This window comes from Candidatus Poriferisodalis sp., assembly GCF_965208895.1.
In the GTDB taxonomy this organism is placed as follows: Bacteria; Actinomycetota; Acidimicrobiia; order Acidimicrobiales; family Poriferisodalaceae; genus Poriferisodalis.
On the sequence record NZ_OZ242363.1, the window covers coordinates 4,307,646 to 4,321,432 of the forward strand.

12 protein-coding genes and 1 tRNA gene are annotated in these 13,787 nt (G+C 63.4%); 5 read left to right on the plus strand and 8 right to left on the minus strand.

Annotated elements, in window-relative coordinates:
- Nucleotides 1–776: 776 nt before the first annotated feature.
- The 7 genes from ACOGJB_RS19365 to fabD all read right to left on the minus strand — a co-directional run bounded on the left by ACOGJB_RS19365 (nt 777) and on the right by fabD (nt 7,144).
- The gene (locus ACOGJB_RS19365) at nt 777–1,451 is read right to left on the minus strand and encodes a DUF5819 family protein (protein ID WP_419840778.1); all 675 of its coding nucleotides are present in this window, start codon (nt 1,449–1,451) and stop codon (nt 777–779) included.
- A gap of 164 nt (nt 1,452–1,615) precedes the next feature.
- Nucleotides 1,616–1,879 (minus strand): hypothetical protein, encoded by a 264-nt coding sequence (locus ACOGJB_RS19370; protein ID WP_419838707.1) that lies wholly within the window; start codon nt 1,877–1,879, stop codon nt 1,616–1,618.
- 729 nt (nt 1,880–2,608) lie between these two features.
- Nucleotides 2,609–3,784, minus strand: a complete 1,176-nt coding sequence (locus tag ACOGJB_RS19375; RefSeq protein WP_419838708.1) for a beta-ketoacyl-[acyl-carrier-protein] synthase family protein — start codon at nt 3,782–3,784, stop codon at nt 2,609–2,611.
- Nucleotides 3,781–4,014, minus strand: coding sequence for an acyl carrier protein (acpP, locus tag ACOGJB_RS19380; RefSeq protein WP_419838709.1), 234 nt, complete (start codon nt 4,012–4,014; stop codon nt 3,781–3,783). The genes ACOGJB_RS19375 and acpP overlap by 4 nt, the downstream gene beginning before the upstream one ends.
- Nucleotides 4,015–4,175: 161 nt before the next feature.
- A complete protein-coding gene (gene fabG / locus ACOGJB_RS19385; protein ID WP_419838710.1) occupies nt 4,176–4,910 on the minus strand; it encodes a 3-oxoacyl-ACP reductase FabG in 735 nt (244 codons plus the stop codon).
- Between the two features lie 69 nt (nt 4,911–4,979).
- Entirely contained in the window at nt 4,980–5,945 is a 966-nt protein-coding gene (locus ACOGJB_RS19390) for a beta-ketoacyl-ACP synthase III (protein WP_419838711.1), read from the minus strand.
- Nucleotides 5,946–5,959: 14 nt separating this feature from the next.
- A complete protein-coding gene (gene fabD / locus ACOGJB_RS19395) occupies nt 5,960–7,144 on the minus strand; it encodes an ACP S-malonyltransferase (RefSeq protein ID WP_419838712.1) in 1,185 nt (394 codons plus the stop codon).
- Between the two features lie 147 nt (nt 7,145–7,291).
- Between fabD and ACOGJB_RS19400 the strand changes: the two genes are divergently transcribed.
- From ACOGJB_RS19400 to coaE, 5 genes are all read left to right on the plus strand, one after another.
- A tRNA-Leu gene (locus ACOGJB_RS19400) sits at nt 7,292–7,374 on the plus strand.
- Nucleotides 7,375–7,504: 130 nt separating this feature from the next.
- Nucleotides 7,505–8,080: an ANTAR domain-containing response regulator gene (locus tag ACOGJB_RS19405; protein WP_419838713.1), complete on the plus strand. Its 576-nt coding sequence runs from the start codon at nt 7,505–7,507 to the stop codon at nt 8,078–8,080.
- Nucleotides 8,081–8,157: 77 nt separating this feature from the next.
- The gene (polA, locus tag ACOGJB_RS19410) at nt 8,158–10,893 is read left to right on the plus strand and encodes a DNA polymerase I (RefSeq protein WP_419838714.1); all 2,736 of its coding nucleotides are present in this window, start codon (nt 8,158–8,160) and stop codon (nt 10,891–10,893) included.
- A gap of 278 nt (nt 10,894–11,171) precedes the next feature.
- Nucleotides 11,172–12,497: a 30S ribosomal protein S1 gene (gene rpsA, locus ACOGJB_RS19415; RefSeq protein WP_419840779.1), complete on the plus strand. Its 1,326-nt coding sequence runs from the start codon at nt 11,172–11,174 to the stop codon at nt 12,495–12,497.
- A 59-nt stretch (nt 12,498–12,556) separates the two neighbouring features.
- Nucleotides 12,557–13,186, plus strand: a complete 630-nt coding sequence (gene coaE, locus ACOGJB_RS19420; RefSeq protein WP_419838715.1) for a dephospho-CoA kinase — start codon at nt 12,557–12,559, stop codon at nt 13,184–13,186.
- 50 nt (nt 13,187–13,236) lie between these two features.
- Here the strand turns inward: coaE and ACOGJB_RS19425 are convergent, their stop codons facing one another.
- Nucleotides 13,237–13,761, minus strand: a complete 525-nt coding sequence (locus ACOGJB_RS19425) for a hypothetical protein (protein WP_419838716.1) — start codon at nt 13,759–13,761, stop codon at nt 13,237–13,239.
- Nucleotides 13,762–13,787: the final 26 nt, after the last annotated feature.

Below are 13,787 nucleotides of genomic sequence, written 5' to 3' on the forward strand. Positions count from 1 at the left end.
CAAGAAAGCAAATCGCCCGATTCTAGACAGGAGTAATGCAGGCATCGAAATTTGAAAGAAGATCGTCAAATAGGATGCTATAAGTCCGAATGTCAGACTACTGCGAAGTATATCCGTCAATGGTGGCCAAGAGAACTCCGGCACTTGAAAGATATAGTATAGCGCTGTGCCCTCAAACCAGGTGCTCCCTTGGGCCTTGTATAACCCAGATAGCAAATAGAGGATAGAAAGCTGGGTGATGACTGCTGCTACCGCTACATTATGCAAGAACGTTGCAATTGAGTTCCTTTGAGTCGGGCGTGTCGCATAGGAATGCCTCGGCCGAAGAGCTATTGCACTTGAGTCAGCTAACATGAGCCAAAACAGAACAAGTAGCGCGATATTGTCTCCACCGTCCAGAATGATTGGGTTCCGGTGGTATAGAGAAGCGACGAATATATATTGTAAGACTACGCCGAACCTGCCAAGAGTTCCAAGCGTAAAGAGCAATGTGACTATAATACCTATGTGAAAAATCAGCTCGAAATATAGGGCTTGGTCACTCAGCTGAAATAGGCTGAAATAGGGGAACACCGATACTTGCTGAAATAGATCGTATGAGTATAAACCTTGTGGCCCCCACAGGTAAGACCTGTCCTGGTGATTCGTTATAGCCAACAGTAACCATGACATTCCGTAGCCAATGCGAACCAGTGCGATTCCATAAGTACAGTAGCGATGACTCCAGATCTTCTGGGTATTGTCAGCAATGAGATCAGACACAGTGAGATCGCGGTTTATTGCGATAGGATTTGAAGCCATGGAGAATCGATTATCGTCGGATGGCTGATATATGAGCTGTCATTTCGTCGAGAGAATGGGACCGCATTGGCATAAACTAGTCTCAATTGAGCTTCTATCCGCGCCGGTCTATTCCGCTGGAAAGATTGAAGCTCGGGCAAATCCGGTGCAATGTACGGCAATTCTGCCTGCGCAAAAGAACGTATCACTTCTCGAACCGGTTCTGGAAAGAGAGCGGCCGCGTCCGTATTGCACTCGTGGTCAGACATCGTCCCGGTCTGGTCGACATTCTCAAAGAGGGCACTGCAAGGAGAAACATCACCATCCAACGCGTCGAGACGTAGGAGTATCGGATGCCGGTAATTTACGGTGCCGAGAACGGACGAAACAATGCGAGTTCGTAAAGGAGGAAAGAATCTCGTCGCGTGAAGGGACGAGATCTTCGGACTCGTAATGTCGATGAATTCGGTAGTCTTCTCGCTATTGATTCCGTCTCGCACACGGACTCTGAGCAGAAGGCCCTGCGCGGAATCTAATGGCTCTGGAGCAAAAAGTTGCCAGTTTTGATAAAACAGCGGCTCAACGTAACGTGATATAGGGCCATGCAAGCGCACGCTCACAGGATTGATGGGCAAGGTATAGAGCAATATCATCAGAAAGTGAAGGCACATAGTGGCAAATGCGATGCCGGTGACGATGATACGGAGTTTAGGGAAGGTGCTGACATTTGTTCTAGGCAGCACGTCTAGGCCCCGACGAGATCTTTCGCGATTTCTCTTTGTCTTGTCAGAGGGCACCAGTCCTCCCGGAAACGACCCGGTTTCTGGCTACGGGTTCACCTATCGAAGATTCGGTCAATGTCGATGGGATCTAGGCCACCAGGTGAGTTGCTAAACGCATGACTTGGTTGATAACCAAAGTAGTTGTTCGCGAGGTCGAGGGCGAGATTGACGACACCGCGGCTGTTCGCCGCGTATGCTCCCCGTTGTGCTCTGAATACATCGCGCGCAAGATTCCAGTACTTGCGCATGTCGTTCCATATTTGGTACTGTTCCGGTGACGTGTCGCCATCTGGCGAAGACTTGGCCATCTCCATCATGTGTGATTGCGCTGGGTCTCGAGCCGCACCCGTTGCCGTGTCTAGAACGAATAGCGTTGCGCATATCGTGCTGAGTGTGAGGATTATCTTTGCTGTTCTGGCCATCGAATGTTTCCTATCTGTTCAATTGTGATGGGTGAATATCGGATATGATCTCAGTAGTTGGCGCGATTTCTGTCGATGTTTCGATTGTCACTGTATTGATTGTTATTGCTGTCGCATGGGTTGGGGAGGTTGATCGGGCCAGCGCTTGATCTGGCTAGCTGACCTAATGTTGGTATCAGCCGTATGCGGTTCGCTACTGGCTCGCTGCAGCGGGTTTCTATGATTGGAATCGGGCACGCATGACGAGGGCGATGGAAGATGTCGATAGTTCGAAACATCCCATGCGCGATTGAACAATTGGCACTGGCCGTTCGGGTTGTGCCAATCAGTGTGTCGGCATCTGTGTGGGCTTGAACGGTGGAGCCGACGACCGCGTCTTGCATTTGAACGGTGACTCGGGTGCGTCGGTACGAAGCCCGGCGAATGCCATTGGAGTAGGGATCCGCTGCAGATATCCCTAAGTTCTGGGCCTGCGCAGGTGGCTTTCGGGCGGGGTGTTGCCCCCCCCCCCCTCCCCGACTGCGAGTGTCGACGCCACTGTCAGTGCCCGAGGTGCGACATTCTGGTGATGGAGATGTGCCGCGGCCACGGTTCGGATCATAGCAGTATAAAGAATGTTGGTGCTCAGGCGGGGCCGAGCACGATGCAGCCGTTGTGGCCGCCGAAGCCGAACGAGTTGCTGAGCGACGGGCCCGGCTCCCAGTCGGCCGCTTGACCGGTCACCAAGCGGAACTCCGCAAGCTCGGGATCGGGAGTGGTCCAGCCCGCCGTCGGTGGGATCTTGCGGTGACGCATCGACAGCAGCACCGCGATCGCCTCCAGCGCTCCCGCGGCACCCAGCGCATGGCCGGTGACGCCCTTCGTAGACGTCACCAGCGGCCCGTTCGGGCCGAACAGCTTGTTGAGCGCCTCCGCCTCAGCGGCATCGTTCAACGGAGTCGAGGTGCCGTGCGCGTTCACGTGCGCGATGTCGTCGGGGGTGAGGCCGGCGTCCTCGATCGCGAGTTGCATGCAGCGCAGCGCTCCCGCGCCGCCCGGAGCCGGTGCGGTGATGTGATGGGCGTCGGCATTCGACGCGGTACCCAGCACTTCTCCGTAGATCTTTGCTCCCCGCGAGACCGCTGACTCCCACTCCTCGAGAATCAGGGTGGCTGCGCCCTCAGTCATCATGAAGCCGTCACGGTTCTTGTCGAACGGCATGGAGACACCGCTCGTCGACAAAGCAGTCATGTTGACGAAGCCTGCAGTGCCAACGGGGGTCATCACCGATTCGCAGCCACCGGCCACGATCACGTCAGCGACTCCTGTGCGGATCAGCCGAGCTGCGTACCCGACAGCGTGCGTTCCTGCTGCGCAGGCCGTGGTCAGCACCTCGCAAGGGCCGGCTAGGCCGAAGCGCATGGAGATGGCAGCCCCGGGGGCGTTGGGCATCATCATCGGGACCATGAACGGCGACACCCGACGCGCACCCTTGCGGTCGAGCACGAGAACCTGGTCTTCGAAGGTCTGCAGGCCGCCGACACCAGTGCCGTAGATCACCCCGCAGCGATCCGGGTCGGTCGCCAAGTCGCCTGCATCGGCGATCGCGTGTGCGGCCGATGCCATGCCGAGCTGAGTCGACCGATCAGCCCGCCGCGCCTCCTTGGGATTGTCGTAGAACGGCGCTGGATCGAAGTCGGTGACCCGGCGCTCGCCCTCTGGCGGCTCGGAGTTCAAGCCTTGCCAGAAGTCGTCGATGCCGGTCCCGGCGCATGAGATGACGCCGAGGCCGACGACAGCTACTCGCCGGCTGTCGCTCACAGTTTCGATTCGACCAGCTCGATCGCGTGCGCGACGGTGGTGACGCCTTCGAGTTCTTCCTCGTCGACGCTGATGTCGAACTCCTCTTCCAAGGCCATCACCAACTCGACGAGGTCCAGGCTGTCGGCGTCGAGGTCGTCGGCGAAGCTGGCCTCGGGCGTGACTTGCTCGGGATCCACGGCCAGCACCTCGACGGCGCAGTCACGGAATCGATCCAACGTGTCACTCATGCTGATCCCCTCATGTGCGGGCGGTCAAGCGCACGATCCCCCGGCGGCCGTGCGAGTGCGCAGTGTAGGTCCCGCGAGCCTCGCCGTCGTCACACCTTTTGCATTCCGCTCTTGTTCGCTGTCGCTCACGGGCCGCTGAGGCCCGGGCTGAGCCTGTCGGCTCAATGGCCCATGCCCAAACCGCCGTCGACGGGTATCACGGCCCCGGTGATGTACGCGCCATCGTCTGATGCCAGAAACGCCACCGCGGCGGCAATCTCCGTCGGTTCCGCCACCCGGCCCAACGGGACAGCACCGGTGATGGCGGCCTGCTGCCCGTCGCTCAGGGCACCGAACATCTCAGTGTTGACCGGACCGGGCGCGACGACATTCGCAGTGATGTTGCGCGAACCGAGTTCTCGCGCCAGCGATCTGGCCATGCCCACGAGGCCTGCCTTGGACGCGGCGTAGTTGACCTGCCCGGCCGAACCGAGCAGTCCAACCACCGAGGAGACGAATATCAGCCGCCCCCAGCGGGCGCGCAGCATCGGCCGGGCCGCCCGCTTGGCCATCCTGTACGCGCCCGTGAGATTCGTGTCGATAACAGCAGCAAAGTCATCGTCGGCCATGCGGAGCACCAGCTGATCACGAGTGATGCCGGCATTCGCGACCAAGATTTCCACCGGGCCCAGCTCTGCCTCGACAGTGCTGTACGCGGCATCGACTGCATCACTGTCCGCTTGATCGCACGCCGCCCACAGCAGACGCTCGTCGTCAGGCGGTTCAGTGCGGCTGGTGACTGCCACACGGTGGCCCGCATCGGCAAACAACCGGGCCGTGGCCAGACCGATGCCGCGGCTGCCACCCGTCACCAGGACGGTCCGTGGGCTTGGGGGGCCCGCTTGGGTCTGATTCATCGTGAGCCGTGTTCGTGACGCTGGTGGGCGATGTTGATTCGGTTTCCTGGTCGTGCTCGGAATCGGGGCTCAGGAGGCCCGAGCCGGAGCGCCCGACCATTGCAGCAACGCTGATGCCGAGGTCATGCCGGCCCCGAATCCGACCAGCAGGACGTGGTCGCCCTCGCTGATGCGACCGCCCCGCACGGCGTCATCGAGCGCGAGGGGAATCGACGCCGACGACGTGTTGCCGGTGCGCTCGATGACCATCGCAGCCTTCTCGAAGGGAATGCCCAGCCGCTTGCAGGAGGTCTGCACGATGCGGACATTTGCCTGGTGCGGCACGACGACGTCGATGTCGTCGGGCGTGAGACCGGCCTGCTTCATGGACTGGCGAGCCGACTCTTCCATCACGAGCACGGCCTTCTTGAAGACGGCTTGGCCGGCCATCCGGATGTAGTCGCCGTGCTCGCAGTACAGCTGCTCCTCCATGGCGCCGTCGCTCGAGACGTGCCAGCCGAGCAAGTCCGATCCCTGCTCGCTGCGCTCGAGCACTGCGGCACCAGAGCCGTCGGCGAACAGGATGCACGTGGAGCGGTCGGTCCAATCGGTGATCCGCGAGAGCACTTCGGCGCCGATGACCAGCACCCGTTCATGTCCCATGGCGATCATGCCGTGACCTGCGACGAGCGAGTACACGAAACCCGAGCAGGCGGCGTTGACGTCCATTGCCCCGCAATCGAGCCCGAGGGCCTCCTGCACCCGCGAAGACGTAGCCGGCACGCTCCGATCAGGAGTGGTCGTTGCCAAGATGAGCATGTCGATGCTCGACGGATCGACGCTGGCCACCTCCATGGCTGCCCCGCCGGCACGTGCAGCCAGGCCCGCCGTGGTGCCCCCGATGTTCCGCTGCTTGATGCCGGTGCGCTCGATGATCCACTCGTCGGAAGTGTCGACCGTGTGGGCGAGCTCATCGTTGGTGACGACTCGCTCGCCGAGCGCCGTTCCGATGCCGACGATGCGCGCGCCGGATGCATTTCCCACGCTGAGCGTCATCTGTGGCCTCCCCTTCAGGTCCCTGAGGCCGTCCGCAGCCACGCAACGGGCTGCCGAGCGGTGACCCGCTCGCCCTCTACGGCCATGATCCCCATGACAGTACCCGCAAATGCGGACCGCGCTTCCTCTCCAGCGACGTGGCCAATGACATCGCCGACCCGGATTTGCTGCCCGTCGACGACGTCGGCTCCGAGCGTGAAGATGCCTGCGCAGGGGCTGACGATAAGGCGTTCGGTGACATAGAGGTTCTCGCCGCCCAGCACGGTGGGCGCCGAGGGGGCATCGGTCGCAAGCGCCTCCATCAGTGCGTCGATCTCGGCCGGCGCACTCACTGACATCGTTGTCGCACCGCGGTGGGTGCGCTTGGTCATCCCCGTGAGCACTTTGCCCGGGCCGAGCTCCACGTAGGCAGTGACCCCGGAGTCGCCGAGCGCATGGAGGCCGGCCCGCCACAGCACGGGGCTGGTGAGCTGCTGGGCCAGCAGCGTGCGCCACTCGTCGGCATCCGAGCGGAGGCGTGCATCCACATTGGCTACGACCGGAACGCTCGGGGCTCGGATCTCGACTTCTGCCAGCGCCTTGCGGAGCCGGTCACGTGCGGGCTGCATGAACGGCGTATGGAATGCGCCGCCCACGGGCAGTGCCATGAGCCGTTTCGCGCCGGCCACCTTGGCTTCGTTGCCGGCTGCGGCAACGGCATCAGGGGCACCCGCGATGACGACTTGTCCCGGCGCGTTGTAGTTCGCGACCCAGACATCGCCCGGGGTCGCGTCGCATGCCTGCGCCACGAGGTTGTCGTCGAGACCCAGCACGGCTGCCATGGTCCCTTCCTGCTCGTCGGCGGCAACCTGCATGGCCTCGCCGCGCTCGGCGACCAGCCGCACAGCATCGTCATACGCCAATGCGCCAGTGGCCGTCAGGGCGCTGTATTCGCCCAGCGAGTGCCCGGCGGCACATGAGAAGGTCGCACCAGTGCGCTCGACGGCATCGAGCACGACCATCGACAGCACGAAGGTGGAGAGCTGCGAGTTCCTTGTGTGACGCAGTTCCTCCGCGTCTGCTTCCAGCAGCAGGGCGGCGACATCGCGCCCGCAGGCATCGGACGCCTCGGTGACCAGCTCCCACGACTCATGCGAGATCCACGGCTCGCCCATGCCGGGCTGCTGGGAGCCCTGACCGGGAAATGTGAATGCGAGCACTCGGCCTCCTCCGCAGCGCCGGTGCGGAAGTTCGGGCACGTGCCCGGGCCGCGGCGCAGTGAACGCACGATTGGATTCAGCCGAAAGGGTAGGTGCCAACTCGGCGCAAGTGCGACCGCGTCGCTGAGTACGCTGAAACGCCCCACAGCCCGGGTGGTGAAACGGCAGACACGGGGGACTCAAAATCCTCTGCCCTCACGGGCGTGCGGGTTCAACTCCCGCCCCGGGCACCCGAAACCGGCAGGAATCCCGCCAGGACACTCTGGGGAGGCCGCCGAAGTGCAGCGGTAGGCTGGCCGATCCGCAGCAGCCGACCGGGCCCGCCCGCCGGTGCGATCCTGTCCTGTGAGGGGAGCGCGTGTGTCCAAGCGAGTCGTGATCGCAGAGGACGAGGCCATCATCCGGCTCGACCTGCGCGAGATGCTCGAAGACGAGGGCTATGTCGTCGTGGCGGAAACGGGTCGCGGCGATGAAGCGGTGGAATTGGCACGCCAGCATCAGCCCGAGGTGTGCATCTTCGACATCCAGATGCCCGGTCGCGATGGCCTCGACGCGGCGCGCGAGGTCGCCGCAGACCGCACCTCTGCGGTGCTCATCCTCACGGCGTTCAGCAAGCGCCATCTCATCTCCGAGGCTCGCGATGCCGGAGTGCTCTCGTACTTGGTGAAGCCGTTTCAGCGCGAGGAGCTGGTCTCGGCCATAGAGGTGGCGTGGGGTCGTTTCACAGAGATGAGAGAGCTCGAGGACACCGTGGAGAGCCTCGAGGAGAAGCTGGAGACTCGCAAGGCCGTGGAACGTGCGAAGGGCCTGCTCATGGACGATTTTCAGCTGTCTGAGCGGGATGCTTTCGAATTCATCCGGAGTACGGCGATGGCCAACCGTGCGAAGATGCGAGACATCGCTCAGCAGATTGTCGATGGATCGCTGACTCCCTGAGTCGCTCTTTCGAGATCTGCTCGCCTGCGCCTCGCAGGCTTCCACAATCGCCGCCCCGCAACGTTGGGAGAGTTCCGATGTCCAAGCTCCTCTTGCTTGACGGGAACTCGCTCACGTACCGGGCCTTCTTCGCCATACCCGAGGACATGGCCACACGCTCGGGACAGCCCACCGGCGCCGTATTCGGTTTCACGTCCATGCTCATCAACCTGGTGCGGGATCACCGCCCAGACGCGATCGCGGTGTGTTTCGACCGTCCCGAGCCGACGTTCCGGCATATCGCTGCGCCGGAATACAAGGCACATCGCGACGAGACGCCGGCAACACTCATCGATCAGCTCGGCCTGGTGCGCGAAGTGCTCGAGTCGTTGAGCATGACTGCGCTGGACTGTGCCGGCTTCGAGGCCGACGACCTGTTGGCGACGCTGGCGTCCGCAGCCGAACAGCGTGGCGACGATGTGCTGATCGTCAGCGGGGATCGCGACGTGTACCAACTTGTGCGCGACCCTAGGGTGCGGGTGGTCTACAACCGGCGCGGCGTCACCGACTATGCGCTCTACGACGAAGCGGGCATCGCCGAGCGCACTGGCGTCACGCCGGACCTCTACGTGCAGTACGCCGCACTGCGTGGCGATCCGTCCGACAACCTTCCCGGAGTGCCTGGGGTCGGCGAGAAGACGGCCGCCAAGCTGCTCAACAAGTACGGCAGTCTCGAAGCCCTGCTGGCCGCGGCTGGGGAGCAGACTCCGAAGCTGGCCGAGAATCTCGCGGCGCACACCGAGCAGGTGCGGCGCAACGTCGATCTGATGACCCTTCGGACCGACGCACCGGTCGAAGCGGCACCAGCGGATCTCCAATGGGACGCTCTCGACGGCGACTTGGTGACGCGTGCGTTCGAGTTCCTGGAGTTCGGCAGCCTCCACGCTCGTCTCCGCGACGCATTGGTGGGCACGGCCCTGGACGGCCTGCTGACGGCCGACGCAGCATCCCCGGATGCCATCCAGCTCGCGGAGGCGCAGTTTCTGCCGGTCGACGGCGAAGCCGATGCCCGTGGCGCCAATGCAGTGAGGCTGCTGGCCGAGCTGGCGGACCGTGACGATCCTGTCGCGCTCGGATACAACCTCGAGGCGGACGGCGCCGTGGGCGTGCTGGCGGTCGCAGTCGACCCCTCAAGCGGGTCCGTGCTCGCGCTCGGTGCCGACGATCTGGAGGTGCCCGACATCGCCCAGCGGGTTGCCCGCTTGCTCGGGGCCGACGGGCCAGGCGTCCACGTCCATCAGGCGAAAGCGCTGATGCGGGCACTGGAGCTAGCGAACGGTGATCTCGCTGCCAGCGGGTCGGTGCCCGGCCTCGCTACCGACACTTCGATCGCCGCTTATCTCATCCATCCATCGGAAGGCCGCGCCGAGCTGAGAGCGCTCCTCGCCCGGCATTGCGGCACTGAGCTTCCCGGCAGCGATGGACAAGATCAACTCGGCTTCGATGATCTCGATGCCGACGGTCCTGCAGCAAGTGTCGCGGCCGGCAGTGATGCCCTCGCAGTGGCGATGCTCGCCCCAGTACTCGACCGGGAACTCGAGACCCTCGGGATGTCCGATTTGTATCGCGACATCGAGCGTCCGCTGATCTGCGTCCTCGCTCGCATGGAGTCGGCCGGGATCGGTGTCGACCACACCGAACTGGAGTCGTTGCGTGACCACCTGACGAGCGAAGTGTCTGCACTCGAAGCAGAAGTGCGGCTACTGGCCGGTCGGGACGATCTCAACGTCAACTCGCCCAAGCAGCTGGCAGAGGTGCTCTTCGAGGACTTGGGGTTGACACCGCAGCGCAAGACCAAGACGGGTTATTCCACCAGCGCCACAGCGCTCGAATCACTGCGAAGCGAGCACCCGATCGTGGACAAGCTGCTGGCGTTCCGGGAGGTGGAGAAGCTGCGATCGACCTACGGCGACAGCTTGCTCGAATGCGTCGAACCGGACGGCCGCATCCACGCCACGTTCAACCAGACGGTTGCGCGCACCGGCAGGCTCAGCTCCGAAGAGCCGAACCTGCACAACATCCCGGTGCGGACCTCCCAGGGGCGCCTGTTCCGGCGCGCGTTCGTACCGGCTGACGGCTACGAGCTGCTGGTTGCCGACTACAACCAGATCGAGCTGCGGGTGATTGCGCATCTGTCGGGCGACCCGGGCCTCGTCGGTGCCTTCGAGGCGGGCCACGACGTCCACAGCGCGACTGCAGCATCCCTCTTCGCCATCACCCCTAGCGAGGTCGACCCGCAGCAGCGGTCGGTGGCAAAGATGGTGAGCTACGGCCTGGCCTACGGGATGGAGGCATACGGTCTCGGACAGCGACTCGGGGTGCCCACCGACGAAGCAGCACGCATTCTGGACGCCTACTTCGAAGCGTTCCCAGAGGTGCGCTCGTTCATGGACGGCGTGGTCTCGGAGAGTCGCGAGCGTGGGTACACCGAGACGGCCTTCGGGCGGCGTCGCCCGCTTCCCGAATTGACATCTCGAAATCATCGCGTGCGCCTGGCCGCGGAGCGACAGGCCATGAATGCTCCCATCCAGGGACTCGCAGCGGACATATTCAAAGTGGCGCTGGTACGCCTCGATGCGGCCTTGCAGGATCGGTCGGCAGCCAGCCGTCTGGTGCTGCAGGTGCACGACGAGGTGATCCTCGAAGTGCCCCCATCGGAGCGCGACGAGGTGACCGAGCTGACGGTGGACACGATGCGGCATGCCGCCGACCTGGCGGTCCCGCTCGAAGTTCATGTTTCGGCGGGCGCAACCTGGGCCGACGCCAAGGGCTGAACGCCGCGGGCCGGTAGCCTCGCCGTGCGCTTCGTGCGGCTCGCTCGGCCGCCTGCGCCCGTACTCCCGACGTGAGCATTCCCCCCGTGACCGACGCACTTGCCCCCGCACCAGACCTCGAAGACCCTGTATCCGAAGACACCGCATCCGAAGACCCTGTATCCGAAGCCACGGCAGCAGCACCGCCGGATACCCAGGACGGTGAGAGCTCGGGCAAGGAAGCGGGCAACGGAGCTTCGCAGGGCGCTTTCGGCACGTTCACCGAAGCGGGCGACTACGTGCCGCGGACTGTCACCGTCGACGATCTGGGCGACACCTCCTTCGAGGACGCCATAGCGCAGACCATCGTCGAGTTCGACGACGGCGACATCGTGGCCGGCACCATCGTGCGCGTCGATCGCGACGAAGTACTGCTCGATATCGGCTTCAAGTCTGAGGGCGTCATCCCGTCTCGCGAGCTCTCGATCCGCCACGACGTCGATCCTTCCGAAGTCGTGGACGTCGGCGATCAGATCGAGGCGCTCGTCCTTCAAAAGGAAGACCCCGACGGCCGCCTGGTGCTGTCCAAGAAGAGAGCGCAGTACGAGCGTGCTTGGGGTCGCATCGAAGAGATCCGCGAATCGAACGGCGTCGTCACGGGTCCCGTCATCGAGGTCGTGAAGGGCGGCTTGATCGTCGACATCGGGCTGCGGGGATTCCTGCCGGCGTCGCTGGTGGAACTCCGGCGCGTCCGCGATCTGGCCCCCTATGTCGGCCGCGAGCTGGAAGCCAAGATCATCGAGCTCGACAAGAACCGCAACAACGTTGTGCTCAGCCGGCGAGCCTGGCTGGAGGAGAGCCTCAAGGAGGAGCGGGAAGGCTTCCTGCGAGACCTCCAGCGGGGCGAGCGGCGCACTGGCAGAGTCTCGTCGGTGGTCAGCTTCGGCGCGTTCGTCGACCTCGGCGGCATGGACGGCCTCATTCACGTGTCGGAGCTGTCCTGGAAGCATGTCGATCATCCCAGCTCGGTCGTCACCATCGGCGACGAGGTGACGGTGGAGGTGCTCGAGATCGACCGTGAGCGCGAGCGCATCTCGCTGTCGCTCAAGGCGACGCAGCAGGATCCGTGGGAAGCGTTCGCCAACTCCCACCGGGTCGAAGAACTCGTCTACGGCCGAGTCACCAAGCTCGTGCCGTTCGGAGCCTTCGTACAGGTCGGCGATGGCATCGAGGGCTTGGTGCACATCTCGGAGATGTCGGCTCACCACGTCGAGCTGCCTGAGCAGGTAGTGACCCCCGGCGAGGAGCTGTGGGTGAAGATCATCGATCTCGACCTGCAGCGTCGGCGCATCAGCCTGTCGATCAAGCAGGCCGCCGAAGGCGGCGTGGTAGCGGAGGAATACCGCGAGGCGTTCGGCGACCACGCGTACGACGAAGAGGGCAATTTCATCGGCGAATTCAGCTACGAAACACCTGCCGAGGGCGAGGAATCGGAAGCTGAGCGGGCATGGCGCGAGTACTACGAAGAGCATGGCGAGGAGGCCTACCGCCAGGCCCTCGCGCAATACGAGAACCAGGAAACCGAGGGCGAGCCCGCCACGGCCGCTGCCGAGGGTGACGGCTAGCGCAGCCACTCTTCGCTGGATCCGCTCCAGTTGAATCCGTCTCCTTCGAAGCCGGTCGGATGATCTCAGTAGGGCTCACGGGCGGCATCGGCAGCGGGAAGAGCACTGTTGCTTCGGGCTTCGTCGAGCACGGAGCCGTACTGATCGATGCGGACGCCATCGTTCGCTCCCAGCAGGCACCATCGAGCCCCGTCTTTGTCGAGATGGTGGAGCGCTTCGGCGACCACATCGTGGCGCCGGACGGCACGCTCGACCGCGGCGCGGTTGCGGCCATCGTGTTCAACGATCCCGACGCGCTCGCCGATCTGAACGCGATCACCCATCCTCCGGTCGGTCGGGAGATCCGTCGCCGGCTCAGCGAACTGGAGGGAACCGATTGCCTGGTGGTGCTCGACATCCCGCTGCTAGGCGAGGGGTTGGCCAAGGGTCAGCGGCCCCGCTATCAGACCAGCGGGATCCTGGTGGTGGACACGCCGACCGATATCGCTGTGGAGCGGCTCGTGACCTCGCGGGGTTTTTCCGCCGACGATGCACGCGCTCGTATCGCCGCACAGCTGTCGCGCGAAGAGCGACTGGCTATCGCCGACTGGGTCATCGACAACTCCGGCGGTCTCGACGAGCTCGAAGCTGCGATCGGCGCAGCCTTTCGCTGGGCGAGCGCGCTGCCGCACATCGACCCAGCCCCGTGACGGGCGCTCGGCACGTGGCGAGCGCTCAGCTCTGCGGTCGCAGCGCGGCCTCAGTATGCGAGGGGCGTACCGCAGTGCGGACAGCTGGGCTCGGGCGACCGCGTGTCGAATTGTGAAGGCTTGACCAGCAGGAAGCAGCCCTCGCAGAGGATTTCGTCCTCCTGCTTGGACGATGAACGTGAGCCGGTGACGATGCCGATCTCGTCGTCTTCGTCGTCTTCGTCGTCGTCTTCGGACGCCAGCCGCTCTTTGAGGATCTCGCCGAGGTCCGCTTCGAGCTCCTCGTCGTCTTCGTCGTCGTCGTCGTCTTCGTCGTCGGTCGGGCGAACCCCGGAGGGCACTTCGCGGCTCGGGGCTGCGTCCTTGTCGGGGGCCTTCGTCTCGGGGATATCCAATTCGTCGATGTCCTCGCCATTGTCGTCGTCATCATCTTCGAGCCCAGTCACTACCAGCTCGGGGGCCTCGAGGTCGTCGGGGACCGGCTCGAAGTCGTCGCCGAGCAAGCCGGAGTCTGCCATGGCGTCGTCAAGCGCTTCGTCCTGGGGCTCAGGGGCGTCTGTTTCGTCGCGGCTCATGAATGGTCTCGGGTAGTGGTGTCGTC

What these genes read in the sequence shown, in the direction of transcription:
- ACOGJB_RS19365 (WP_419840778.1), bottom strand. Translation starts at nt 1,451, where the DNA reads ATGTGCCTTCACTTTCTGATGATATTGCTCTATACCTTGCCCATCAAT.
- ACOGJB_RS19370 (WP_419838707.1), bottom strand. Translation starts at nt 1,879, where the DNA reads ATGATGGAGATGGCCAAGTCTTCGCCAGATGGCGACACGTCACCGGAA.
- acpP (WP_419838709.1), bottom strand. Translation starts at nt 4,014, where the DNA reads ATGAGTGACACGTTGGATCGATTCCGTGACTGCGCCGTCGAGGTGCTG.
- fabG (WP_419838710.1), bottom strand. Translation starts at nt 4,910, where the DNA reads ATGAATCAGACCCAAGCGGGCCCCCCAAGCCCACGGACCGTCCTGGTG.
- ACOGJB_RS19390 (WP_419838711.1), bottom strand. Translation starts at nt 5,945, where the DNA reads ATGACGCTCAGCGTGGGAAATGCATCCGGCGCGCGCATCGTCGGCATC.
- polA (WP_419838714.1), top strand. Translation starts at nt 8,158, where the DNA reads ATGTCCAAGCTCCTCTTGCTTGACGGGAACTCGCTCACGTACCGGGCC.
- coaE (WP_419838715.1), top strand. Translation starts at nt 12,557, where the DNA reads ATGATCTCAGTAGGGCTCACGGGCGGCATCGGCAGCGGGAAGAGCACT.
- ACOGJB_RS19425 (WP_419838716.1), bottom strand. Translation starts at nt 13,761, where the DNA reads ATGAGCCGCGACGAAACAGACGCCCCTGAGCCCCAGGACGAAGCGCTT.